Annotated in this window: 27 protein-coding genes; 15 read left to right on the top strand and 12 right to left on the bottom strand. The window is 65.4% G+C overall.

The genetic code is table 11. The features are described 5' to 3' along the window. Positions 1-2,085 (top strand): hypothetical protein, encoded by a 2,085-nt coding sequence (locus VFB18_RS02305; protein ID WP_324970661.1) that lies wholly within the window; start codon positions 1-3, stop codon positions 2,083-2,085. Here VFB18_RS02305 and VFB18_RS02300 read toward each other — a convergent pair. Beyond that, the gene (locus VFB18_RS02300) at positions 2,082-2,582 is read right to left on the bottom strand and encodes an N-acetyltransferase (protein WP_324970660.1); all 501 of its coding nucleotides are present in this window, start codon (positions 2,580-2,582) and stop codon (positions 2,082-2,084) included. The two genes, VFB18_RS02305 and VFB18_RS02300, sit on opposite strands and share 4 nt — an antisense overlap. A gap of 372 nt (positions 2,583-2,954) precedes the next feature. On the opposite strand from VFB18_RS02300, the gene wrbA reads away from it, so the two are divergent. Next, positions 2,955-3,560 carry an NAD(P)H:quinone oxidoreductase gene (wrbA, locus tag VFB18_RS02295; protein WP_324970818.1) on the top strand — a complete coding sequence of 202 codons (606 nt, stop codon included), beginning with the start codon at positions 2,955-2,957 and terminating at the stop codon, positions 3,558-3,560. 4 nt (positions 3,561-3,564) lie between these two features. On the opposite strand, the gene VFB18_RS02290 is transcribed toward wrbA, so the two are convergent. Then, positions 3,565-3,978 carry an NUDIX domain-containing protein gene (locus VFB18_RS02290; protein ID WP_324970659.1) on the bottom strand — a complete coding sequence of 138 codons (414 nt, stop codon included), beginning with the start codon at positions 3,976-3,978 and terminating at the stop codon, positions 3,565-3,567. A 268-nt stretch (positions 3,979-4,246) separates the two neighbouring features. On the opposite strand from VFB18_RS02290, the gene VFB18_RS02285 reads away from it, so the two are divergent. From VFB18_RS02285 to VFB18_RS02275, 3 genes are read left to right on the top strand one after another with little or no spacing between them, the layout of a single operon-like run. Then, positions 4,247-4,474: a ribbon-helix-helix protein, CopG family gene (locus VFB18_RS02285; protein ID WP_324970658.1), complete on the top strand. Its 228-nt coding sequence runs from the start codon at positions 4,247-4,249 to the stop codon at positions 4,472-4,474. Beyond that, entirely contained in the window at positions 4,474-4,911 is a 438-nt protein-coding gene (locus VFB18_RS02280; protein WP_324970657.1) for a TA system VapC family ribonuclease toxin, read from the top strand. Before VFB18_RS02285 ends, VFB18_RS02280 begins: the two co-directional genes overlap by 1 nt. A gap of 57 nt (positions 4,912-4,968) precedes the next feature. After that, positions 4,969-5,901, top strand: coding sequence for a metallophosphoesterase (locus tag VFB18_RS02275; protein WP_324970656.1), 933 nt, complete (start codon positions 4,969-4,971; stop codon positions 5,899-5,901). Here VFB18_RS02275 and VFB18_RS02270 read toward each other — a convergent pair. Next, complete coding sequence (locus VFB18_RS02270; protein WP_324970655.1) at positions 5,888-6,448, bottom strand: hypothetical protein; 561 nt, start codon at positions 6,446-6,448, stop codon at positions 5,888-5,890. The genes VFB18_RS02275 and VFB18_RS02270 overlap by 14 nt on opposite strands. Positions 6,449-6,685: 237 nt before the next feature. On the opposite strand from VFB18_RS02270, the gene VFB18_RS02265 reads away from it, so the two are divergent. After that, the gene (locus VFB18_RS02265) at positions 6,686-6,835 is read left to right on the top strand and encodes a hypothetical protein (RefSeq protein ID WP_324970654.1); all 150 of its coding nucleotides are present in this window, start codon (positions 6,686-6,688) and stop codon (positions 6,833-6,835) included. 364 nt (positions 6,836-7,199) lie between these two features. On the opposite strand, the gene VFB18_RS02260 is transcribed toward VFB18_RS02265, so the two are convergent. Beyond that, positions 7,200-8,558 carry a hypothetical protein gene (locus VFB18_RS02260; protein ID WP_324970653.1) on the bottom strand — a complete coding sequence of 453 codons (1,359 nt, stop codon included), beginning with the start codon at positions 8,556-8,558 and terminating at the stop codon, positions 7,200-7,202. A 185-nt stretch (positions 8,559-8,743) separates the two neighbouring features. Here VFB18_RS02260 and VFB18_RS02255 point away from each other — a divergent pair, with 185 nt between their 5' ends. Next, entirely contained in the window at positions 8,744-9,406 is a 663-nt protein-coding gene (locus VFB18_RS02255) for a UdgX family uracil-DNA binding protein (protein WP_324970652.1), read from the top strand. 3 nt (positions 9,407-9,409) lie between these two features. Here VFB18_RS02255 and VFB18_RS02250 read toward each other — a convergent pair whose 3' ends face one another. From VFB18_RS02250 to VFB18_RS02240, 3 genes are read right to left on the bottom strand one after another with little or no spacing between them, the layout of a single operon-like run. Next, positions 9,410-9,793 (bottom strand): hypothetical protein, encoded by a 384-nt coding sequence (locus VFB18_RS02250; RefSeq protein WP_324970651.1) that lies wholly within the window; start codon positions 9,791-9,793, stop codon positions 9,410-9,412. Positions 9,794-9,801: 8 nt separating this feature from the next. Next, positions 9,802-10,140 (bottom strand): P-II family nitrogen regulator, encoded by a 339-nt coding sequence (locus tag VFB18_RS02245; protein ID WP_324970650.1) that lies wholly within the window; start codon positions 10,138-10,140, stop codon positions 9,802-9,804. Between the two features lie 15 nt (positions 10,141-10,155). Next, positions 10,156-11,373: an ammonium transporter gene (locus VFB18_RS02240; RefSeq protein WP_324970649.1), complete on the bottom strand. Its 1,218-nt coding sequence runs from the start codon at positions 11,371-11,373 to the stop codon at positions 10,156-10,158. Between the two features lie 157 nt (positions 11,374-11,530). Here VFB18_RS02240 and greA point away from each other — a divergent pair, with 157 nt between their 5' ends. Continuing rightward, positions 11,531-11,995: a transcription elongation factor GreA gene (greA, locus tag VFB18_RS02235; RefSeq protein WP_324970648.1), complete on the top strand. Its 465-nt coding sequence runs from the start codon at positions 11,531-11,533 to the stop codon at positions 11,993-11,995. Here greA and VFB18_RS02230 read toward each other — a convergent pair. The 4 genes from VFB18_RS02230 to VFB18_RS02215 all read right to left on the bottom strand — a co-directional run bounded on the left by VFB18_RS02230 (position 11,992) and on the right by VFB18_RS02215 (position 14,371). Further along, the gene (locus VFB18_RS02230) at positions 11,992-12,813 is read right to left on the bottom strand and encodes a DUF2189 domain-containing protein (protein ID WP_324970647.1); all 822 of its coding nucleotides are present in this window, start codon (positions 12,811-12,813) and stop codon (positions 11,992-11,994) included. The genes greA and VFB18_RS02230 overlap by 4 nt on opposite strands. A 102-nt stretch (positions 12,814-12,915) precedes the next feature. Beyond that, positions 12,916-13,245, bottom strand: coding sequence for a polyhydroxyalkanoic acid system family protein (locus VFB18_RS02225; protein ID WP_324970646.1), 330 nt, complete (start codon positions 13,243-13,245; stop codon positions 12,916-12,918). A gap of 138 nt (positions 13,246-13,383) precedes the next feature. After that, the gene (locus tag VFB18_RS02220; protein WP_324970645.1) at positions 13,384-13,965 is read right to left on the bottom strand and encodes a hypothetical protein; all 582 of its coding nucleotides are present in this window, start codon (positions 13,963-13,965) and stop codon (positions 13,384-13,386) included. 109 nt (positions 13,966-14,074) lie between these two features. Further along, positions 14,075-14,371, bottom strand: a complete 297-nt coding sequence (locus tag VFB18_RS02215; protein ID WP_324970644.1) for a SelT/SelW/SelH family protein — start codon at positions 14,369-14,371, stop codon at positions 14,075-14,077. A gap of 155 nt (positions 14,372-14,526) precedes the next feature. On the opposite strand from VFB18_RS02215, the gene VFB18_RS02210 reads away from it, so the two are divergent. The 7 genes from VFB18_RS02210 (at position 14,527) to VFB18_RS02180 (ending at position 22,241) form a co-directional block, all read left to right on the top strand. Continuing rightward, positions 14,527-14,937, top strand: coding sequence for a hypothetical protein (locus VFB18_RS02210; protein WP_324970643.1), 411 nt, complete (start codon positions 14,527-14,529; stop codon positions 14,935-14,937). 118 nt (positions 14,938-15,055) lie between these two features. Further along, positions 15,056-15,544, top strand: coding sequence for a hypothetical protein (locus VFB18_RS02205; protein WP_324970642.1), 489 nt, complete (start codon positions 15,056-15,058; stop codon positions 15,542-15,544). 55 nt (positions 15,545-15,599) lie between these two features. Next, the gene (locus VFB18_RS02200; RefSeq protein WP_324970641.1) at positions 15,600-16,733 is read left to right on the top strand and encodes an MlaE family lipid ABC transporter permease subunit; all 1,134 of its coding nucleotides are present in this window, start codon (positions 15,600-15,602) and stop codon (positions 16,731-16,733) included. A 5-nt stretch (positions 16,734-16,738) separates the two neighbouring features. Then, the gene (locus VFB18_RS02195) at positions 16,739-17,515 is read left to right on the top strand and encodes an ABC transporter ATP-binding protein (protein WP_324970640.1); all 777 of its coding nucleotides are present in this window, start codon (positions 16,739-16,741) and stop codon (positions 17,513-17,515) included. A gap of 19 nt (positions 17,516-17,534) precedes the next feature. After that, positions 17,535-18,815, top strand: coding sequence for an ABC-type transport auxiliary lipoprotein family protein (locus VFB18_RS02190; RefSeq protein WP_324970639.1), 1,281 nt, complete (start codon positions 17,535-17,537; stop codon positions 18,813-18,815). 89 nt (positions 18,816-18,904) lie between these two features. Continuing rightward, the gene (locus VFB18_RS02185; RefSeq protein ID WP_324970638.1) at positions 18,905-19,465 is read left to right on the top strand and encodes a nitroreductase; all 561 of its coding nucleotides are present in this window, start codon (positions 18,905-18,907) and stop codon (positions 19,463-19,465) included. Positions 19,466-19,535: 70 nt separating this feature from the next. Beyond that, a complete protein-coding gene (locus VFB18_RS02180) occupies positions 19,536-22,241 on the top strand; it encodes a cation-transporting P-type ATPase (RefSeq protein WP_324970637.1) in 2,706 nt (901 codons plus the stop codon). Here VFB18_RS02180 and VFB18_RS02175 read toward each other — a convergent pair. Further along, a complete protein-coding gene (locus tag VFB18_RS02175) occupies positions 22,199-22,900 on the bottom strand; it encodes an MBL fold metallo-hydrolase (RefSeq protein ID WP_324970816.1) in 702 nt (233 codons plus the stop codon). The genes VFB18_RS02180 and VFB18_RS02175 overlap by 43 nt on opposite strands. Between the last annotated feature and the right edge of the window lie 21 nt (positions 22,901-22,921).

The raw sequence follows: 22,921 nt of genomic DNA, 5'->3' as shown, positions 1-22,921 counted from the left end.
ATGAACTGGTCGGTCGAGTTCCTGCCCTTCGTGCCGTGGCCCGTCCTGTGGACCATCGCCGGCATCGGCGCCCTCTTGCTCGTTCTCTTGTTCTGGCGCGCGCGGCGCGGTGCCGTTTTGCGCCTGTTGAGCTTCGCGCTTCTCCTCCTTGCGCTCGCCAACCCGCACCTGAAGCGAGAAGACCGCGAACCCCTCAACGACGTGCTCGCCGTCGTCGTCGACGACAGCCAGAGCCAGGCGATCGCCGGACGCACGGCGCGCACCGAGCAAATCCGCAAGGACCTCGAGGACAAACTCAAGTCGGTCCCCAATCTCGACGTGCGCTGGATCCACTCGGCTTCGACCTCCGCCGACAGCGAGCGCGACGGCACCATGTTGTTCACCGATCTCGGCCAAGCCTTGTCCGACGTGCCGCCCGATCGTCTCGCCGGCGTGATCATGATCACCGACGGCGAGGTGCACGACGTCCCGGCTTCCGCCGCGGCGCTCGGCTTCGATGCACCGGTGCACGCGCTTCTCACCGGCAAACCCGATGAATACGATCGCAGGCTCCAAGTGATGACCGCTCCGCGCTTCGGCATCGTCGGCAGCTCTCAGAGCATCGAGGTCAAGGTGACCGAGACGACGCCGCAGGCCAGTCCCGCGCCGGTCAAGCTCACCATCTCCCATCAAGGAGAGGCGCCTGCCGTAAAGACGGTGCAGATCGGCGAGAAAGTGAAAATCCCGGTCGCCATCGATCACGCCGGGCCGAATATCGTCGAGATCGAGGCGGAAGCGGCACCCGGCGAGCTCACTACCGTCAACAACCGCGCGGTGCTGACGGTCGAAGGCGTGCGCGAGAACCTGCGCGTGCTGCTCGTCTCCGGCGAGCCTCACGCCGGCGAGCGCACTTGGCGCAACATGCTGAAATCCGACGCCTCGGTCGATCTCGTGCATTTCACCATTTTGCGCCCGCCCGAAAAGCAGGACGGCACCCCGATCAACCAGTTGTCACTGATCGCCTTCCCCACGCGCGAGCTGTTCCAGGAGAAGCTCGATCAGTTCGACCTGATCATTTTCGACCGCTATCAGCGGCGCGGCGTGCTGCCTCTGCTCTATCTCGAGAACGTCGCCCACTACGTCGAGCGCGGCGGCGCCGTGCTCGTGTCGGCCGGCGACGACTACGCCTCGCCGCTCAGCCTGTACCGCACGCCGCTCGGCCAGATTCTTCCCGCCGTTCCGACCGGCCGCGTGGTCGAGGAGCCGTTCAAGCCGAAGCTCACCGAGCTCGGCGAGAAGCATCCCGTGACCAACGATCTACCTGGGTCGGCCGGCCCGGAGCCCTCTTGGGGCCGCTGGTTCCGCGTGGTCGATGCCGATCCGCGCGATGCCGAGGTGCTGATGAAGGGCGCGCAGGATAAGCCGCTTCTCGTCATCGGCGAGCGCGGAGAGGGCCGCGTGGCGCTGCTCCTCTCCGACCACACGTGGCTCTGGGCGCGCGGCTATGAAGGCGGAGGGCCCTACACCGACCTCCTGCGCCGGCTCGCGCACTGGCTGATGAAAGAGCCCGATCTCGAGGAGGAGACGCTCAAGGCCACCGCCCACGGCCAGACGCTCACCATCGAGCGCGGCTCGATCAAGGACACGATCGACCCGGTGACGCTCACCTCGCCATCAGGCAAGGAGGAGACGATCACCCTCGACAAGGGCGAGCACGGCAAATGGCGGAAAACGCTCAACGTGACCGAGCAGGGCGTCTATCGCGTCACCTCGGACAAGCTCGCCAATGTCGTCACCGTCGGCAACGCCAATGCGCGCGAGCTCTCGGCCGTGGTCGCGACCGACAAGCCGCTCGAGCCGATCCTCGATGCGACGGGCGGCGGAGCCTTCTGGCTCGGCCGCAGCAAGGCGGACGCGGCAAGCCTGCCGCGGCTCGTCATGATGCGTGGCGGCCACGTGATGCATGGCGAGGATTGGCTCGGCCTGCATAAGCGCGACGCCTACCACGTCAAGGGCGTCAGGCTCTTCCCGCTCTTCACCGGCTTCCTCGCGCTCGGCCTCCTGCTCGGCCTGCTCGCCATGACCTGGTACCGCGAAGGTCACTAGCGGGCATAACCTTTGACCTCGCCACGCGCCCGGGCAAGCGCTCCGGGGACAAGCTCGAGCGCAAGCAGCCGCGCGGGATCGACCGGGCCCGGCATGGTGATCTGCCCCGGCCTCACCGGCACAAAACCGAAACGGCCGTAATAAGGCATGTCGCCGACGAGCAGAACGAGGGTAAAGCCCTCATTCCTCGCACGGGCGAGCCCCTCCTCGACGAGCGCGCGGCCGAAGCCCTTGCCCTTCTCGGCCGGATCGACCACGAGCGGGCCGAGCAGAAGGGCGTCCGTCTCCTCTCCGATCCTGATCGCTGTAAAGCGGATGCCCCCGACCACCTGGCCGTCGCGCCAGGCGACGAGCGACAGCCTGCCGACCGGAGGGATGCCCTCACGCACGCGATAGGCGCTCCTCGCGAAGCGGCCGGGGCCGAAAGCTTCGGCCGAGAGTTGCGAGAGAATTTCCGTCTCGCCGTCGGTTTCAAGGCGAATTTCGAAGTTTGACATGGATGGTCCGGACAGGCTGATGGAAGGAACCTCCCTCAGCCGCAGCTTTTGCACCAGACCTGACGTAAAGGTGACGGCCGGCGACGAGGGGCTAGCAGGCGAGCGCGGTGAGCGCGCGGCCTCGTCGTCGCGGAAGCGAAAGGGTGAGCCTCGTCTTCATGGGGGCGGTGCAATATCACGCCAGCCGCCGCGGGTCCAGCGTGAAGCCCGGGAAAACCGCTCAATATGGCACAGTTGCCCAAATCTCCGCACGCTGTTATCGGCTCTCGCCAAAACTTTGAAACTGCTGCTAAACTTATGGCCAGGCGGCGAGGGGGCGGATCGATCCGGACACCCCTTTGACGGAAGCGGGGGCATCATCACATGGCTGATATCGCACGCGTGCTCGTTCTTTATCACTCCTCCTACGGGCATATCGAAACGCTCGCTTATGCCGTCGCGCACGGCGTGCGCGCGGTAGAAGGCGTGCATGTCAGCGTCAAGCGCGTGCCCGAGCTGATTCCCGAGGATGTGATGCGCCAGGCCGGGATGAAGGTCGATCAGCCGGCGCCGATCGCCGACCCGCAAGAGCTCGCCGACTACGACGGCATCATCTTCGGCACGCCGACTCGCTTCGGCAACATGACCTCGCAGATGCGGAACTTCCTCGACCAGACCGGCCCGCTTTGGGTGGCAGGCGCCTTGATCGGCAAGGTCGGCAGCGTGTTCACCTCGACCTCGACCGGCGGCGGCAACGAGACCACCATCATCTCTGTGCACTTTACCTTGCTGCATCACGGTATGATCGTGGTCGGCCTCCCCTACTCTGCGCCGGACCTCACCGATATCAGCGAGCTCAAGGGCGGCTCGCCCTACGGCGCCGGCACGATCGCGGCGCCCGACGGCTCGCGGCTTCCCTCGCAGAAGGAGCTCAACCTCGCGAGCTTTCAGGGTCATCACGTGGCGAAGATCGTCAAGCGCCTCGTGCAATGCCCCTAGCCGATCACCACAGCGGGTTGAGCGGCGCGCCGTCGAAGATCTCGGCAATGCGCGCGCGCGTGCCGGGATCGATCTGCTCGGGTAGATCGTGCAGCGCGAACATGCCGGCCTCGGCGATCTCGCCGCGCTTGACATAGTTCCCGCGCCGCTCGAACTCGCGCACCAGGAACACGGCGATATGGTCGCCGGGAAAGCTCGCATTGTTGGAGAAGACGCCGTGCAGCGCGGGCCGGCCGGTGAGCGTGACCCCCACCTCCTCCTCGAGCTCGCGGGCGAGCGCCGTCTCGATGGTCTCGCCCCATTCGACCCCGCCGCCCGGAAACCACCAGCCCGGCCGGTAACCGTGGCGCACGAGAAGCACGCGGCCCTCGGCATCGATCACGGCGCCCTGCGCGCCGAGCGTCAGGCCGCGGCGCATGCGCCAGATCGGCCGCGCCATGGCGGTGACGATACGAGTAGCGCGATTGCTGCGGGGGCGATCCGGTTTCAGTCCTGCCTCCTCAATTTGGGGGTCGCGTCGCAAAAGCCAGCAGACCTCGGCGCCAGCCGGCTAGCCATAGCATGGCCGTACCGCCAGGCCGCGAAAAACAGCGCGTCGGCGCAGAGCCCCGCGCCAAAAAGCCATTTCGATGCGTCCTGCAGCTAGCCATATCGCAATATGGCCTGTATGGTAATCCATACAAACGATGAAGACGACGCTGAACATCGACGCGACCGTCATGGCGCGGCTTAAACGCGAAGCCGCACGCCAGGGGCGCACCATGTCCGAGATGGTCGAGACCGCGCTCCGTCTCATGCTGCGCGAGCCGCGCGAGCGCGAAGAGCTGCCCGAACTGCCGGCGTTCCATAGCGGCGGAGCGCTCGTCGATATCGCCGACCGCGATGCCCTATATCAGGCGATGGAAGGCCGTTAGTGCTGGCGGTGGACACCAACGTGCTCGTCTACGCGGCTGACGCGGATTCGCCCCTTCACGAGACTTGCCGCGACTGGCTGGAACGCCAGCGTAGACGTCCGAATGCCTGGTACACGACGTGGCCGATCGTGTACGAATTCCTGCGTATAACCACGCATCCTCGCGTCATGCGACGGCCTTGGACCGCCGGGTCTGCCTGGGATTTTGTCATTTCCCTACTCGCCTCCCCTAGTCTTGAGGTACTGGTCCCCACAGAGCGCCATGCCGAGGTCGCCGAAGAGGTCATCGCCGAATATCCCCACCTTGCCGGGAATCTGTTTCATGACGCGCACACGGCCATCCTTTTGCGCGAACACGGAATCGGGCGCATTTGCACGCGTGATACGGACTTCAACCGTTTTGCGTTTCTCGAGGTCATTGATCCCGCCCGCGCCTAGCATCGCGGCCATCGAGCCGGTCATTTTTCCGGATATCCTGAGTTTCAGACTGACGACTTGAGCCCGGCCCGAATCGTGTTCACCCTCGCCCATCTCTCGGACATCCATCTGAGCCCGCTGCCGCGGGCGCGCCGCAGCGACCTCATGTCGAAGCGCATCCTGGGCTACGTGAATTGGCATCGCGGCCGCAAATACGTGCACCGGCGCGAGGTGCTCGATCTCGTCACCCGCGACATCATCGAGCGGAAGCCGGACCACATCGCCGTGACCGGCGATCTCGTCAATCTCGGCCTGCCCGAGGAATTCCTGCGCGCCGCCGAATGGTTGCACCATCTCGGACCGCCGTCTGACGTGACCGCGATCCCGGGCAACCACGACGCCTATGTGCGGCTCCATCCCGAGGCCGGCACCGGGCACTGGAAGCCTTACATGCAATCGAACGAGGCGGGCGAGGTCATTGTGCCGACGCCACCCTCGCTGTTTCCCTTCGTGCGGCGGTTCGACGACATTGCCATCGTGGCGCTGTCATCGGCGATCCCGACCGCCCCGTTCATCGCTGCGGGCAAGGTGGGTTCGCTCCAGCGGAAGCTGCTCGGCGAGGCGCTTGCCCGGCTCGGGGGCAAGGGCCTGTTCCGCGTCGTGCTCGTGCATCACCCGCCGCTGCCGGGCCAGTCGAACTGGGCGCGCGGCTTGCGCGATGCCGGGCGCACGACGCGCGTCATCAGGCAACACGGCGCCGAGCTCGTGCTGCACGGTCACAATCACGAGCAGACGCTCAACAAGATCGAGACCGTGAGCGGCACCGCCTACGTGATCGGCGTGCCGTCGGCCTCCGAGGCGGTCGAAGGGCGCCTACCGGCTGCCCGCTACAACGAATATCGCATTGCGCGGAAGAACGACGGCTGGCGCGTGGAGATGATCGGCCGCTCGGTGGCGGCGAGTCCCGAGCATGTGTGGGAAAGCGAGCGCCGCCTGCTCAGGGAGCGGTGAGAAAGACCGCCGCGAACAATCCGACGGCGCCGGTCAGGAGACCGATTACGAAGGCCGCGATGACGATCCCGGTGCCCGCGCGCGGCCTTCGCTCTCCGGCAAACGAGCCGCTGCGCGCCGAATCGATGAGCGCCGCCTCGAGCCGCTCGCGCCGCACCACTTCGCGCGCCACGTAAGCCGTGATGCGGTCGACTACGTCGGCGACATTGGTCGAGCTGAACAGCGTCCGCCGCCCGTTATCGCTGTTGCGCACGAAAAGATAGGCGCCCGAGGCTTCGTCGATCGTGGCATAGGTGAAGAGATCGATCCACAGCCGCGCCGGCCGGCTCGGCACGAGCGCGAGCGTAAAGCGATCGTCATGGGCGGGAAGCTCGGCGAACACGCTCTCGAGCTCGGCCTTGAGCAGTTCGAGCCTCGCGATCTCGCCGTCGCGCGAATCCGCGGCGCGGTCGAGCTGCTCGGCCTCGTCGAGCCGGGCTTTGCGGATCGCCTCCTTCAGCGACCGGCTGGCGGCCGGCCGCGCCATCATCTTGGCCGTCTCATCCATCCCCGTAGCCCCTGGATCTCGTCGGGCTTTGGCCCCGCTTTGCGGTTGGTCCTGGGTTAAGCATATCGCTCCAAGCGACGGAAATGCCACCGAAATTTGCTTCCGCGAACCCCGGAATTGGGTCGTCGGCAACTTTGATTGTATGGCAGGCCTGATTCACGGCCATCCGTGGTATAATGGAAAATGAAAAGCACAGTGCACCTAATACGCGACCACGTGGCCAGCGGGGCGCGTCTGATGGCTCGACAAAAGGAGATTATTGCCGAGCTGAAGCAAAGGGGCGTGGACGCTACTGAAGCCGAGCGCACGCTGGCCCAACTCTCTGCCTGCCTGCGGATATTTGAGAAGCAATGGCTGGCAATTTTTAAGAAGCCGAACAATTCATAGAGCCACGGTCGATAAGGACCCTCAAACGACACCGCGACGCGGGATTGCAGCACACGCCAAGGGGGCGGAGGGGGCCAGTTTGAATATGGCAGTGCCGCTGGCTCCTCTGCGCGACTGTCCGCCTTAATTGGGCGGATAAACGTGCTAGGGTGCTCCTACGGATCGGTACATGCCACGTATTCCTTCCCTGGCGGTACTCTGGCAACCGGTCTCAGCTGAGCGTTCTGCGTAAGGAGCCCCCTTCATTTCGGTGGGGGCTTTTTCGCTATTTGGTGTTCGTCAACTGCGAGCGCGGGTTGTCGATAACGTCAAGCCACCCGCCAGGGCATCGCACAGGCGGAGGAGCGGAGCCTGCCGGTATCAGCTACTTAGTGGCGAGCACGACCGAGGCGCGGGCGTCGTCGAACCACTTGTCGATGGCCGTGTCGATATTGGCCTCGAGACTCGACTTCCAGGTAACGATGGTGGCGTCGAGCGCCTCTTCGTTGGCCGCGACAAAACCGTCGCGATTGATCACCTCGTTCGCCGCGTTCGAAAGATAATCGACCGCGGCCCCGATCAACACGCCGAGCGCCGCGCCGACCACCTGCCCGCCGACCGGCTGCACCGCGGTGCCGGCCACCGCGCCGCCCTCGGCGAGCGTGAGCCTGGTCCCGAGCGAGGTCGCAACCCGGCGCGACAATTGCGTGAAGCTCTGCGCCAGCACGCCGTTGAAGGCGGGGCCGAGGGCAAGTGCGCCCACCGTTCCGCCCGCGGCAGCGGCGCCGAGCCCGGCGATCCCGTCGAAGGCGCGATCCTCCATGAGATAGGTCGGCGCCTTCCATTTCTGCGCGTCCCAATCGAGCCTGACCTCGGTCATGGGCGTCGACGGGGGCACGTCCTCGAGATGATCGGTGTGCTGGGCGAGAAACAGTTGCAGCCGCATGTCGCCGTTGGCGATCACGCGGCGGTAGCTCTCATGCGCGTGGCGGACCGCCTGCTCGACGCCCTTGGTAATGACCTCGTCGCGCAGCTCCGGCTTCAGCACCTGCTCCTTGTAATTGCGCAGGAAGTAATCCTTGACGTCGGCCTCAACCGCCTCGTTCAACGACTGGTACTTGCCGGTCTCGAAGGCGCGGGCGATGGCCGAGCTGACCGTCTCCTTGAGCACGACATAGGAGCGCTTCCACTCGAAGAACCAGTCGGCGTAGGCGGAAATCGCCTGCTCGCGATCCTGGAAGGCGAGCGCGAAGGTGCGGTCGAGATCCTCGTGCGCCGCCTTCTTGATGCGCGCACGCTCGTCGTCGAGCATGAGGATGGTATCGTTGACGAACTTGTCGGTCTCCGACTTGCTCGCCACCACCTTGTGCAGCTTGCCGTCGACGTCCTTGACGATCAGATCGACGGCATCGGGCGGGAGGCTGCGGTCGCCGAGAAAAATGTCGAGCACACTCCTGTCGGGATGGACGGCGGCCGTGTGCTCGAGATGGTTTTGGTAGCTGCGGTAGAACGTGGTGCCGAGCGAGACGAGCGCATAAGCGACGAGCACGGAGCCGACGGCGATGCCGATGGGCTTGAGCAGCATGCCGAGCGCGCTCGGCCGCACCACTTTTTCTCTTACCGCGCGTGAGCCACGGAGGCGCCTGGCGCGACGCGGGCGGCGGTCATTATCGACGATGGCAGCGATATCGCTCGGCCCCTGGGCGACGAGGGCAGAGCCTTGGCGTTGGGGCATGTCGTCCATGTCTTTCGACACCCTAAAGGTAATCTGGCCGGTCAAGCTTGGACGGATATAAGCTTTGGCGGCTTGGCTTGTAAGACGTGCGTACCGGTTTTCCTAGGTTTCAGAGACCAATCGCCGGTTCCGCGGGTCCCGCTTGCGCGGAACGGCTTGCATGACCTCCCGGTTATCCATTCGAGGAGAGCAAAATGGCAGCACGAGGGTCGGAGCCCGAACTTCCGCTCTTTGCCGAGAAGCGCGCCAACGATCCCGAGGCGGCGCTGAAGCTCCTCGCCACGGAGGCGCAAGGCTGCACCCGCTGCGACCTGTACAAGAACGCAACCCAGACCGTGTTCGGCGAGGGACCGGTGGATGCCCGCATGATGCTTGTCGGCGAGCAGCCGGGGGACCAGGAGGATTTGGCTGGGCGTCCCTTCGTCGGGCCCGCCGGTAGGGTCCTCGACGCCGCTCTCGAAGCGGCGCGGATCGAGCGCAGCGGCGTCTACATCACCAACGCCGTAAAGCATTTCAAGAACGAGCCGCGCGGCAAGCGGCGCCTGCACAAGAAGCCCGACACGAGCGAGATCGACATCTGCCGCTTCTGGCTCGACAACGAGATCGCGATCGTGCGGCCGCGCATCGTCGTGGCGCTTGGAGCAACGGCCGCGCGCGGGATCATGCGCAAATCGCTCGCCATCAATGCCAACCGCGGGCGGATCATCGCCCTCCCCGGCGGCGGCCGCGGGCTCATCACCGTGCACCCGTCTTATCTGTTGCGGATCGAGGAGGAGCGCGACAAGCGGCGCGAGTTCGATCTCCTCGTCAGAGACCTCGGCATCGCCCGCGAAGCGGCGAGCCGGGCAAGAAGCTGAACCTCACACCTGCGCGTGAGAAATCTCGGCGACGATGATCTTCGCGCCCCAGCGGATCAAAAGGAACAGAAGAACGGCGACGGCGAAGTTGACGGCGCGGTTGAGCCAATGGGCGAGGCGCTTGTCGTCGATAACGCTGAACAGGTTGAGGTACCACTGGTCGGCGTAGGACAGGCAGTAGAAGAAGATCACGACCAGCGCGAGTTCGTGCAGATAAAACAGCACGGTGCTGCCGGACTTCTCGTAGAAATATTTCAGGCCGCCGACCAGGACGAAATTGCGCAAGAGGTCGAAGAACCATTGCGAGAAATTGCGCACGAGCTGGGCTGCCGCGATCTCGCCTTCGCGGCGCTCGAGCAGCTGCTTGCGGTAGAGCGCGAAGTCCACGGGTTACATCACAAGGCGTCGGCGCCCATCTCGCCGGTGCGCACGCGCATCGCCCCTTCGAGCGGAAGCACGAATACCTTGCCGTCGCCGATATGCCCGGTGCGAGCTGCGCCGCCGATCGCATCGACCACCGAATCGGCAATCGGGGCATCGACGGCGATCTCGATCTTCACTTTGGGCACGTACTGCACGGTGTATTCGGCGCCGCGGTAGATCTCGGTCTGCCCCTTCTGCCGGCCGAAGCCGCGCACCTCGGTCACCGTCATGCCTTGCACGCCGATGGCTGAAAGGGCCTCGCGCACGGCGTCGAGCCGGTGCGGCTGGATCACTGCAATGATGTATTTCATCGCGCTCGTTCCCGATCACATGTTGTAGCCGCGCTCGCCGTGAAGTCTGAGATCAAGGCCCTGCTCCTCGGTCTCGGCGTTCACGCGGAGCCCTGTGACCGCTTGGAGGACTTTGGCGATAACGAAGCTGACCAGCGCCGACCATAGCAAAGTGGCGGCGACCCCGGTGAGTTGAATTGCAAGTTGCCCGCTTATGCTTCGCCCTTCCGCGAGGCCCGCGCCCCCGAGCGCGGCATCGACGAAAATGGCGGTAAGAACCACGCCGATAGCCCCGCCCACGCCGTGAACCGCGAAGACGTCGAGTGAATCATCGATCAGCAATCGCCGCTTCACCAGGCCGACCATGAAATAGCAGATGACGCCGCCGGTCAGCCCGATCACGACGGCCGCAACCGGCCCGACATAGCCAGAGGCGGGGGTGATCGAGGCAAGTCCCGCGACCGCGCCGGTAACGGCACCGACCATGCTCGGCTTTCCGAACTTCATGGCCTCGATTGCGATCCACACGAGCGCCGCGGTCGCTGCCGAAATATGGGTGACTGCCATGGCCATGCCCGCGTCGCCGCCCGCCTTCAGCGCGCTTCCGGCGTTGAACCCGAACCACCCGAACCACAGCATGCAGCCCCCCGCCATCGTCATCCACGGCGCATGTGGCGGCTTGGTATCATTGGGGAAACCGGTGCGAGGCCCAAGCTGTACAGCAAGCACGACCGCCGAGACGCCTGCCGTCAGGTGCACCACGAGGCCGCCGGCGAAGTCGAGCACGCCGCGCTGTGCGAGCCAGCCGCCGCCCCACACCCAGTGGGCGACCGGCACGTAGACGAGGCTGAGCCAGAGCAGCGTGAACAAGAGGACGGCCCCGAACCGCATGCGCTCGACGAAGGCGCCGACGATCAGCGCCGGCGTGATGATGGCAAACGTCATCTGAAACATGAAGAAAACGGTTTCGGGAATGCTGGTGTTGGGGAAGACTGCATCGCGCGCGACGCCCTTGAGCATGATCCTGCTGAGATCGCCGAGATACGCGCCTCCGCCGCTGAATGTGAGGCTATAGGCAAAGCCAAGCCACAGCACCGAGACGAGGCAGGCGATGGCAAAGCATTGCATCAGGACCGAGAGCAGGTTCTCGGCACGGACGAGGCCTCCATAGAACAGCGCAAGCCCCGGTAGAGTCATGAACAGGACCAAGGCCGTGGCCGTGATCAGCCAAGCTGTGTTCCCAGTATCGATCATTGGCGTCCCCCCGAATGAACATCTTGCCTAAAATCTTAGCAGGGCTGGCCGCGTGCGTCGCGTATCGGCTCAAAAAACCGGCAATTGCCAACAAGAGGGGCAAATTCAGCCTCGGAGTTCGCCACAATCGAGGCGCGTGGCGTGTTATAGTCGGACCATGAGCAAGGCCTTTACCAAGGAGGCCGAGGGTGGGGACGTCTATGATGATCTTCCCGACCGCCCGGTCTCGCCGCACAACCTTGTGACCCCGAGGGGCCTCGAAATGATCGAGGCCGAGCTTGCGCGCCTGCACGAGGAGCACGCTGCAGCCCAGGAGTCCGACGACAAGGCGTTGCTCGCCAAGATCAACCGCGACCTCCGCTATTGGACCTCGCGCCGGGCGACGGCCCAGGTGGTCGAGCCGCCCGTCAACGCCAAAGAGGTGCAGTTCGGATCGACGGTCACCATCCTGCGCGAGGATGGGCGCCGGCTGACCTATCGGATTGTCGGTGAGGACGAGGCCGATCCCGCGCTCGGCACCCTGTCCTATGCCTCGCCGGTCGCCCAGGAGCTCATGGGCAAGGAGGTGGGCGACGTGGTGCGCGCCGGCACCGCCGAGGCCGAGATTGTGGCGATATCCTAAGCCTCCCGTCGCGCCAGCACATCGCGGAAGGCATGCCAGGTGGCATGACCGATCAGCGGGAACGTGACGACGAGGCCGACGAACAGCATCACGAAGCCGAGCAGCATCGCGCTGCCAATAAGCACCGCCCACAGCGCCATGGCCTCCGGATTCTTGCGGCAGGCCGCGATGCTCATCTTCGCTGCCGTCACCACGTCGACGCGCTCAATAGTCAGCAGCGGCACCGAGACCGCCGAAATCACGAACACTGAAGCCGCCAGCGCCACGCCGACCAGGCTGCCGACGATCAGCAGCCCCAATCCCCGCGGCGTCAACAACAGGTTCGCAAGGAACACATCGAGAGTGGGCATCGGCTGCGGACCGAAGAACAGCATGAAGAGAAGCAAGGCAATCTCGACCCACGCGAGATAGATCAGCACCAAGACGAGGCCCATAAAGGCAAGCTGGTGTCCCGCGCCGAAGCCCGCTCGCAACGTGCCGGCAAAGCTCACCGGCTCGTTCCTCTCCAGGCGCCGGCTCGTCTCGTAGAGGCCGGCCGCGAGCATGGGTCCGATCAGAACGAACCCGGCCGCAAGCACGAGGATCAGCGAAAGCAGTCCGATCCGCGTCAGCCCCGCAGCCAAGAGAAGGCCCGCGCCAGCGAAGATCGCGCCGTAAGCGAGGCTGATGCGCGGCACGCGCCACATGTCGCGCCAGCCGGCCGCGAGCCAGTTATAGGGCGCATCGATGGCGACTTGGCGGATGACGTAATCGGAGGCCTGAAGCGGGCTCCCGTCGTGCCGCGTCTCGAGTTCTGACCGTGCCGTTGCAGCCGTCATGTGCTCCCTCCTCGCGGAATCCTCTTAGCAGCGATGCCCTTTGTCTGGCACGCCTGATTATAGCGCGAAGTCGACCGGCCTTACTAATCGGCTTCGGGAGCGTTAGCGCTTCGCGGGGTCGGACGGTTTATCGAGCAGAAGCTGGCCTTGTTTCTTCACCAGCTCCTTCGCCTTGTTGGCGAGGAGCGAAAGCATCCAGGGAAGTTCGACTTCGAGTCTGACGTGATCCTCGGCCACATCGACCGTCCCGGTCGTCGCCTGACCGAGCAGGCTCGCACGGAAATCGAGATGGTCGCCCGCCCACTCATCGGTCAGCACGACGAACGTCTCGCCGAATGTCGAACGCACGGTCCTGAAGCCGGTCTGCAAGCGCCTGATCGCCTCCTGCTTGCCGAGCCGGTGTGGAATGGTGACGACGACGGGCTTGCTCATGGACTGCGTCTAACCTCCTGGAGAACCGCGCGGTTCTAAGCCTCATGTGGGAGAGGCAAGCGCGATCTTCCAGGGCCTTGCTCGGCTCGCCAAGCTCGCGCGAGCGGCCCTCGCGCAAGCCTGACGGCTCGAAACCCATCAGCCCACGGGATCGGTGAAGGAGAGCGGCTCGCCGATCTCGGTGAAAGCCCACACCTGGGCATCCCCGGTCGCATCGCAAAGATAGGTATGTCCGCCGCTTTGCATGAACACGAAGTACCCGGGTACGAAGTGTTCGGTAAGACCGTCGAGACCTCGTCCGATCACCGTGGTCGGGTCCTTGCCGGGAAAATAGGCCTTGCAAGCGAGCTCGGCGATGTCGAGCGGGTTCGGATCGGGCAGCGGCATGCCATACTCGGTGTCGATGAAAGACTCCTCGGGCACGAGAAAGGCCCCCGCCCCGTCCAGGAGATCTTTCGACATGATGACATAGGCGTAGATCTTGCCCTCGGCGTCGGCGCTGCAGAACCAGAGATTGGCGTCGTTGTCGGTCAGCCACACGAGGCTTCCGCCGCGTCCGTCGTCGATCGCGGTGACAAGCGTCGCCGGCTGATGAGCGTTTGCTCCCGTACAAGCCTTGATCGCGGCCGCCTGGGCGCCGTCGCCGGCATGTCCGATTGCCGCGAAGGCAAACAGGGCCAGCCCGGCGAGGCCCGCGCCGAGAGAGAGTCTTAGGCTCATGAGTGACGATCCTTTCGCGCGGTTCCGAAGGCGGGATTGCCCCCCGGATCGCAAGGGAGATAGGGCGCCGGGCGGCGCGGCTTTGTGAACCCCCTCACAAAGATCGCGCTCAGGATTGGTGGCCTTTGGAGTCGACATGGCCGAGATCGCGCTCGGGCGCGACCTCGTCACGCACGAGCTGCTTCAATTCCTTCATCTCGGGGAAGCGGCCGTGCTCCTTGCGCGACCAGAGCAGCTTGCCGTCGAGCCTCACTTCGAACACCCCGCCGGTATGGTCCGGGATGAGAGTGACCGAGCCGAGCTCCTCGGCAAAGGTCGAAAGCAGCTCCTGCGCGGTCCAGCCGGCCCGAAGCAGCCAATTGCACAGCCGGCAATAGGTGATCTCGATATTGGGCCTCGGCGCCATGAAACAGGCCTCCTTGCGACCTTTAAACGGCCAAGTGCCCTCAAAAACAAGACCTCGGTTTGTTGAGATCGATCAAGGCGTGTCTCGTCAAAACGACGTCAACTTTGCCGAAGGCCGCAGTTCAAAGGCCGCGATTCTGGGAAGGGAGGCCGAACATGCAAGAGACCGTAAAGATTGATCGGACTGGTGCCCGACTTTCCAATCCCCTCCTCGACCTGACCGTCGCGGGCCTCGAAGCGCAGCTCAAGGCTTGGCAGGCCTTCCAGGTCGAGGGAGCCGATTTTGTCGCCAAGCGTTTGCGCGCCGATCTCGAGCTGGCCAAGGCGCTTGGCCATTGCGTTGAGGCCGGGCACGCCGGCGACTGCTGCCGCGCATGGCTTAGCGACATGCGCGCGGATTATGCCGAGGAATGGGGACGCCTCGCCGCCACCGGTTTTTCGCTTGCCTTCGTCGATCTTTCCTCGATCGGTCTCGTCCTTGGCCCCCGGCTTTGGGCGAAGCAGCTCGAAAAACCCACGCCCGAACCGGGCGTTAGGGCCGATTCGGGACGCCTAAACGCCGCCTGAACACCGTCTTTCGAGCGGAAAGTGGTCGCAGCGGGGGTGGAGAACGCCCGCGGGGTCATCATTTCGTCATAGCAATCCTGGCTTGTCCAGGGGCGCAAAATGCCGAAAGTGAGACCCCATGACACCCGCGATTCGCCCCCTCTTGCGCTTGACCCTCGCGCTCGCCGCGGCAGCGCTGCTTATCTCCCCGACACCCGCCGCCAAGGCCGGCACCCCCTTCGACACGCTGCTCGGCTCCTGGCGCGGAAGCGGCCAGATCGAGCTCGACAAAGGGCGCAGGGAGCGCCTCAAGTGCAACGCCTATTACACTGGCGGCGGCTCCCAGCTCGGCATGGCCATACGCTGCCAGAGCGAAAGTTCCAGCGTCGAGATCAGGAGCAAGCTGAGCGAAAGCGGCGGCCGCATCAGCGGAACCTGGGAGGAGCGCACCTTCAATGCCTCCGGCACGGCCTCGGGCCAAGTCAGCGGCGGCAAGATCAGCATCGCCGTCTCCGGCGGGGTGACCGGCACCATGCTCGTCTCCTACACCTCCTCGCGGCAAAGTGTGTCGATCACGACGCAAGGGATTGCGCTGAAAAGCGTGAGCATCGATCTGTCGCGCAGCTAGTCCGCCTCGCTCCTCCTTAAGATCGGCTCCGCGACAGCTCAGAAGGAGCAATGCCATGGGCGAAATCCTGCTCAAGAGCGAGCTGAAGGGAGAGCGGCTCGAGCTCTTCGCCTTCGGCTCGTGGACCGCCCCGCATGCGGGCGAGCTTGAGACGCTGGTCGAGGGCGTCTCGAGCGAGGTCTCCAAGGCCAAGAACGTTTCGATCGACATGAAGGGCGTGCGCGAGCTCGACACGTTCGGCGCCTGGCTGCTCGAACGGCTCACCCGCGACGGCCAGTCGGCGGGACGCGAGACCATCATCGTCGGCATGCCGGCGCATGACCGTGCTCTGCTCGAGGAGATGCACGAGGTCAACCGCGCGCCCCAGTCTCCGCCAAGGAAGGAGAATCGGATCATCGAAGCTCTGGCGACGATGGGCAGCGGAGGCGCCGCTCTCGGCGAGGGCCTCATGCAATGCGCCGCCATGCTGGGAGCGGTCGGCGTCGCCGCCGCACGCGTCATCGCCCGCCCGCGCGACTTCAGGCTGACCTCGACCGTCAACCAGCTCGACCGCGTCGTCTTGCAGGCGGTGCCGATCATCTTGCTCATCACCTTCCTGATCGGCGGCATCATCTCGCAGCAGGGCATTTTCCATTTCCGCAAGTTCGGCGCCGAGCTTTACTCGGTCGACCTCGTCGGCATCCTCGTCCTGCGCGAGATCGGCGTGCTCATCGTTGCCATCATGGTGGCCGGCCGCTCGGGGAGCTCCTACACTGCCGAGCTCGGCTCGATGAAGATGCGCGAGGAGATCGACGCGCTCCGCACCATGGGCTTCGATCCGGTCGAGGTGCTGATCCTGCCGCGCATCCTCGTGCTCGTGATCGCGCTTCCCGTGCTGACTTTCATCGGCTCGATGGCGGCGCTGTTCGGCGGCGGCCTCGTGGCCTTCCTCTATGGCGGCATGAGCCCCGAAATCTTCATGTCGCGCCTGACCGAGGCGATCTCGCTCACCCATTTCAAGGTCGGCATGCTGAAGGCGCCGTTCATGGGGCTCGCGATCGGCGTCATCGCCTGCGCCGAAGGACTTCAGGTAAAGGGCAGCGCCGAGTCGCTTGGGCTCAAGACCACGGCCTCGGTGGTCGAGTCGATCTTCCTCGTTATCGTGCTCGACGGCTTGTTCGCCATGTTCTTCGCTTCGATCGGGATGTAGGCGGAATGACGCAAGAGCCCGTCATCAAGGTGCGCGATCTCGTGGTCGGCTTCGGCAACCAGACCGTGCTCGACCATCTCAATCTCGACGTCCGCGGCGGAGAGATCCTCGGCGTGGTCGGCGCCTCGGGCGCCGGCAAATCGGTCCTGCTGCGCTCCATCATCGGCCTCTTGCCGCGGCGCCATGGTTCGATCGAAGTGCTCGGCGTCGACATCGACAAGGCAAGCGAGGCCGAGCGCCGCGCGCTCGAGCGCCGCTGGGGCATCCTGTTCCAGCAGGGGGCGCTGTTCTCCTCGCTCTCCGTGCGCGAGAACGTGCAGTTTCCCATGCGCGAGAACCTCGCCATCTCGCAGCGGCTGATGGACGAAATGGCCCTCGCCAAGCTGGAAATGGTGGGGCTCACACCCCAGGACGCCAACAAGCTTCCGGCCGAACTCTCGGGCGGCATGACCAAGCGCGTGGCGCTCGCACGAGCGCTCGCGCTCGACCCCGAGATCGTGTTTCTCGATGAACCGACCTCGGGGCTCGATCCAATCTCCGCCGGCGATTTCGACGAGCTGATCCGCACTCTCCAGCAGACGCTCGAGATCACCGTGTTCATGGTGACCCACGACCTCGAAAGCCTGTACACGGCCTGCGACCGCATCGCCGTCCTCGCCGACGGCAAGGTCGTGGCAGAGGGATCGATCGAGGACATGCTCGCCAGCGCTCATCCTTGGGTTAGAACCTACTTCCAGGGAAAGCGCGGCGGGCTTTTGGCCGACCGGCGCGTGAGCGCGTAAGCGAAAGGACCAAGGAACGATGGAAACCCGTGCCCGCTACGCCCTGATCGGACTGTTCATGCTCGCCGTGATCGCCGCCAGCTTCGCCTTCGTCTATTGGCTCGAGAACAAGGGCGGGTTCAGCCAGCGCGAGACCTATCTGATCCGCTTCCAGGGCCCCGTGTCGGGCCTCTTGGTCGGCTCGGCGGTCCTGTTCAACGGCATGAGGGTCGGCGAGGTCACCAACCTTACGCTCTCGGCCGATGCCCCCGACCAGGTGATCGCCACGATCGGCGTCGATCCCAACACCCCGATCATGACCGACACTCAAGTGGGGCTCGAGACGCAAGGGCTGACCGGAGGCGCCGCCGTGACGCTTCGCGGCGGCGCCTCAGGCTCGCCTCTCGTGTCGGGGGACGGCGGGGCTCCGCCTACTCTCGTCGCCCCGCCGCAAGCGAGCCAGGACTGGACCGCGGCGGCGCGCGACGCTTTCCAGCACGTCGATGCCATCCTCTCGGAGAATTCCGAGTCTTTGCATAGCGCCCTCAAGAATATCGACACGTTCTCGGCCGCCCTTGCCCGGAACTCCGACAAGGTCGACAGCGTCCTTGCCGGACTCGAGCGCATGACGGGCGGCGGCGCCGGCTCGTCCGAGGTTCCGACCTTCGATCTCGTGGCGGCGACCGTCTTCCCGCCTCCCCCGGCAGAGGCGCCGAGCTGGCTCTTGGTGGTGCCTGAACCTTCGACGCTGATGGGCTTCAACACCGACAAAATTCTGCTCCAGCCCGCGAGCGGCGAGAGCGTGCCGCTTGCCAATGCCCGTTGGGGCGACAATCTCCCCGTCCTGCTCCAGGCGAAAATCGTCCAGAGCTTCGAGAATGCAGGCTACTCGAAAGAGGTGAGCCGCACGCGCGAGGGCGTGACCGGCAATTTCCAGCTCCTGATCGACATCAGGCGCTTCCATATCTCGACCGCCGCGGCGCCCGAGGCCGATATCGACTTCGTGGCGAAGCTGCTCGATCAGGACGGCAAGATTCTTGCCGCCCGGGAGTTCGGGGCGACCGCGCCCGCCTCGGAAAGCGATGCCAAGGCCTATGTGAACGCCTTCAATGATGCGCTGGGTAGATTGCTCGTCGATTTGGTCGACTGGAGCACCAAGGCGATTGCCGCAGCACCGCCTCCCGCGCCGCCAGCGCCAGCCGAGCCCTCTTCGCCACCGGCGCAACAAGCCGAGCCGCCGATGCCCGAATCGCCCGCGCCCGAACCCGCGCCCGACGCCGCTCCGGAAGGCGAACCTCCCTCCCCCACCCTCAATCCTTGATCTGGCTCAACGCCGCACAGGCCGTGAGGCGCGATGTTGGAGGTCACTCAACTCTCGCGCGCTTTTGCGATGGAACCTGGTCCGCGACAATGGAGCTTTTGCATGCCATCAAGGAGCGCCGCTCGGTGCGAGAATACTCCCCCGAGCCCGTCGACGACGCGCTCCTCCGCAGCTTGATCGATGCGGCGGTCCAGGCGCCAAGCGCCATCAATCAGCAGCCGTGGTGTTTCGTCGTCGTGAAGAAGCCGGAGCTGCTCGCGGAAATCTCCGAAAAGGCGAAGGCCTACATGCGCAAGGCCTCACTTACCGCGCCGGCGCATCCCTTCCGCGACATGTTCAACGACCCCAAGTTCGATGTTCTTTACCATGCGCCCGTGCTGGTCGTGATCGGAACCGAGCAGCCGACTGATTGGGCCGTCGAAGACTGCGCACTCGCCGCGCAGAACCTGATGCTGGCAGCCCACGAAGCGGGGCTCGGCACGTGCTGGATCGGCTTCGCCCAGCACTGGCTTAGCACCCCCGAGGGGAAGGCGGCGCTCGGCCTGTCGGCATCGTGCTTCCCCGTGGCGCCGATCATCATCGGCCATCCGCGGCGGAAGCCAGCTTCGGTTCCGCACAAGGCTCCGAACATCAAGTGGATCGAAGCCTAGGCTCGAGGCTACTTCCGGCAAGCTGGCGGCGCCGTGCTATGTACCGCGCAACCAGCCAGGAAACGGCTTTGTGACCTTGGAGCAGATCATCCAGCAAGCCAAGGCGCCCGCTTACGCTCTCCCCGCCGAGGCGGTGCTGAAGCAAGCGGCGGTCAGCCGATCGCGCGGGCTCTCGGAAGCCGAGGCCGCCTTGCGGCTCGGGCGTTTCGGGCCCAACGCTCTCCTCGCTCACGCGCCGCGGAGCGCGATCGGCATTCTGGTCGATCAGCTCAGAAGCCCCGTTGTGGGGTTGCTCTCCGCTGCGGCCGCGCTCGCCGCCGCCTTCGGCGAATGGAAGGAGGCCGCGGCCATCGCCATCGTGCTCGTCATCAACACGATGATCGGCTTCTTCACCGAGCTGCGCGCCGTGCGCTCCATGGAGGCGCTGCGCAAGCTCGCCACCCGGTCCTGCCGCGTGCGCCGCGATGGCAAGCCAAGAACCATTCCGGCCGAGGACCTCGTTCCCGGCGACATCGTCATCGTCGAGAGCGGCGACGTGGTGACGGCCGATATCCGCCTCGTCGAGGCGCACAATCTGTTCTGCGACGAATCGACCCTGACCGGCGAGTCGGTTCCCGTCGAGAAGTCGGTTCGCCCCGTATCGCCCGATGCCATCCTCGCCGAACGCGCCTCGATGCTGCACAAGGGCACCGCCATCACGCGCGGCACCGGCGAGGGCGTGGCGGTGGCGACCGGCATGGCCACCGAGCTCGGCCTCACCACACGGCTCGTGATCGAGGCGGAAAGCGAGATCTCGCCTCTGGAACGGAAGCTCAGCGAACTGACGCGCCAGCTGGTCGTCGCCATTCTCATCGTTACCGCGCTCATTGCCGCGGCCGGCATGGCGTCGGGCCGAGACCTCATGCTGATGATCGAGGCGGCGATCGCGCTCGCCGTTGCCGCCATCCCCGAAGGCCTGCCGATCGTCGCCACCATGGCGCTCGCGCGCGGCATGTGGCGCATGGCGCGGCGGAACGTCGTGGTCGAGCGCCTGGCCGCCGTGGAGACCCTCGGCGCCACCACCGTCATCTGCACCGACAAGACCGGCACGCTGACTGAGAATCGCATGACCGCCGAGCGGCTTTGGTTGCCGTCGGGGGATTACCGGCTCGATCATGCGCGGAACCGGCTGCTCAATGCGGCCGGCAACGAGGCGGCGTTCGATGCCCCGCTCCGCCGCGCCCTCGAAGTGGGCTCGCTGTGCGGCACGGCGGTGCTGTCCGCTTCCGGCGATGGGGGCGTGGGCGACCCGATGGAGCTTGCGCTACAGAGGCTTGCCGGGCTCGCCGGCCTCGAGCGCGCTTCCCTGCTCGCCGCTTGGCCGAAAGTGCATGAAATCGCCTTCGACACCGAGACCAAGATGATGGCGACGGCGCACGCCCGCGACGGGCGGCTCCTCGTCGCGGTAAAAGGAGCCCCAGAGGAGGTGCTTGCGGCCTCGACCACGTTTGGCGAGAGCGAGGCTCCGCTGACAGGCGAGGACCGCGATGAATGGCTGCGGCGCGCCTCAGCCCTGGCCGCCGAGGGATTGCGCGTTCTTGCGCTCGCCGAGAGCACCCTCCCAGCCGACGCCGCCCCTGCATACGAAGCGCTGAATTTCCTGGGGCTGGCAGGCTTCCGCGACCCGCCGCGCATCGATGTCAAGGAGGCGATCGCCGAGTGCCGGGCGGCGGGCATCCGTGTGGTCATGGTCACCGGCGACCACGCTTCGACCGCGCGCGTCATCGCCGAGATGCTCGGACTTGCCGCGCCCGGCGCCGCGATCGTGGTCGAAGGCCGCGAGCTTGAGGCACTTGGCGCGCTCGGCGAGCGGGAGCGCGAGCGCGTGCTTGCGGCGCAAGTCTTCGCCCGCGTTACCCCGGCGCAGAAGCTCGAGCTCGTCAGACTCTATCAGTCGGCTGGCGAGATCGTGGCCATGACCGGAGACGGCGTCAACGACGCGCCGGCGCTGCAAAAGGCCGATATCGGCGTCGCCATGGGCTTGCGCGGCACAGAAGTCGCGCGCGAGGCGGCCGACATCGTGCTCCGCGACGACGCCTTCGGCAGCATCGTCGCGGCCGTCCGCGAGGGCCGCGTCATCTTCTCGAATCTCAGGCGGTTCCTCGTCTATCTCCTATCCTGCAACATCAGCGAGGTGATGGTGGTCGCGCTCGCCGTCGTGACGGGCCTGCCGCTTCCCCTGCTTCCGTTGCAGATCTTGTTCCTCAACCTCGTCACCGACGTCCTGCCCGCCTTTGCGCTCGCCACCGGCGAAGGCGAGGACGACGTCCTGCGCCAGCCCCCGCGCAACCCGCGCGAACCGCTGCTGGGTGTCGCACAGTGGTCATTCGTCGCCCTCTATGGCGCGCTGCTGACGGCGTCCACGCTGGGCGTTCTCCTGATCGGACACTATTGGCTTGGGCTGCACGGTGACGCCTTGGTGACAGTATCCTTCCTGACGCTCGCCTTCGGACAGCTCTTCCACGTGTTCAATATGCGCGGGCGGCGATCGGGGCTCCTCGTCAACGCCGTCACGCGCAATCCTTATGTCTGGCTCGCCGTCGCGATCTGTGCCGGTCTGCTCCTGCTCGCGGTCTACGCGCCGCCGCTCGCCGAAGCGTTGCGCCTCGGCGTGCCCGATCGCGACGGCTGGACGCTCGTGCTCCTGGCAAGCATCGCCCCTCTCCTCTTAGGTACGATGATGGGCGCGATCGGTCACTTGCTCCGGCGGGGAAAGGAGAGCGTGAGCCCGTCATAGGCGATGCTCGCCGCGACACCGCGCGCCGCGCCGAGAGCGGCGATGCGGGCGGCAACTTTCCGCGCATCGCTCGTCACGATCCCGCTTCCGCAATGGGTGAAGATCGCCTGGTCCACGCCCTCCTTCTCACACCAGCCGAGCTGGGCGGTGATCGGCGCGTGCCCGATCAGGGCGTGGTCGCGCTCGCGCACCATCGAGCGCACGACAGTGGCGCCGTCCCCGATATAGAGCGACACGCCGTGAAGGGCGGCACGGGGCTCGCGGATGGCGGCGACATCGGGGACATAGAAGACGGACGCGCCGCCCGATCCGATGCGATAACCGACCGCTGGCGCACGCAGGGAATGCTCGACCTTGAAGGCCTCGAAGCTCACGCCGCCGACGTGGAACGGCGCGCGCGGCTCCACGACGCGTCGATCCTCGATCGGAAAGCGGGCAATGCCGTCAAACGTCTCCTCGGTGGCATAGACCGGGCATGACGTGCCGGACGCGAGCCCCGCAGCGTGATCGTTATGGGCGTGGGTAAGGACGATGGCGGTCGGCGCGACCCCGGCGCGCACCTTCAGCCAATCGGTTCCGCAGTCGATCATAATGCGGGCGCGTCCGCGCCTGACGAGAAGCGCGCTGTGGCGGCGGTGGCGGCGAGATCGTGCCTTGATCTCGCCGCGCGTGCCGAGAAA

Source organism: Methyloceanibacter sp. (assembly GCF_035650995.1).
Taxonomy (GTDB): Bacteria; Pseudomonadota; Alphaproteobacteria; order Rhizobiales; family Methyloligellaceae; genus Methyloceanibacter.
This window is presented reverse-complemented; position numbering and strand designations above follow the sequence as displayed.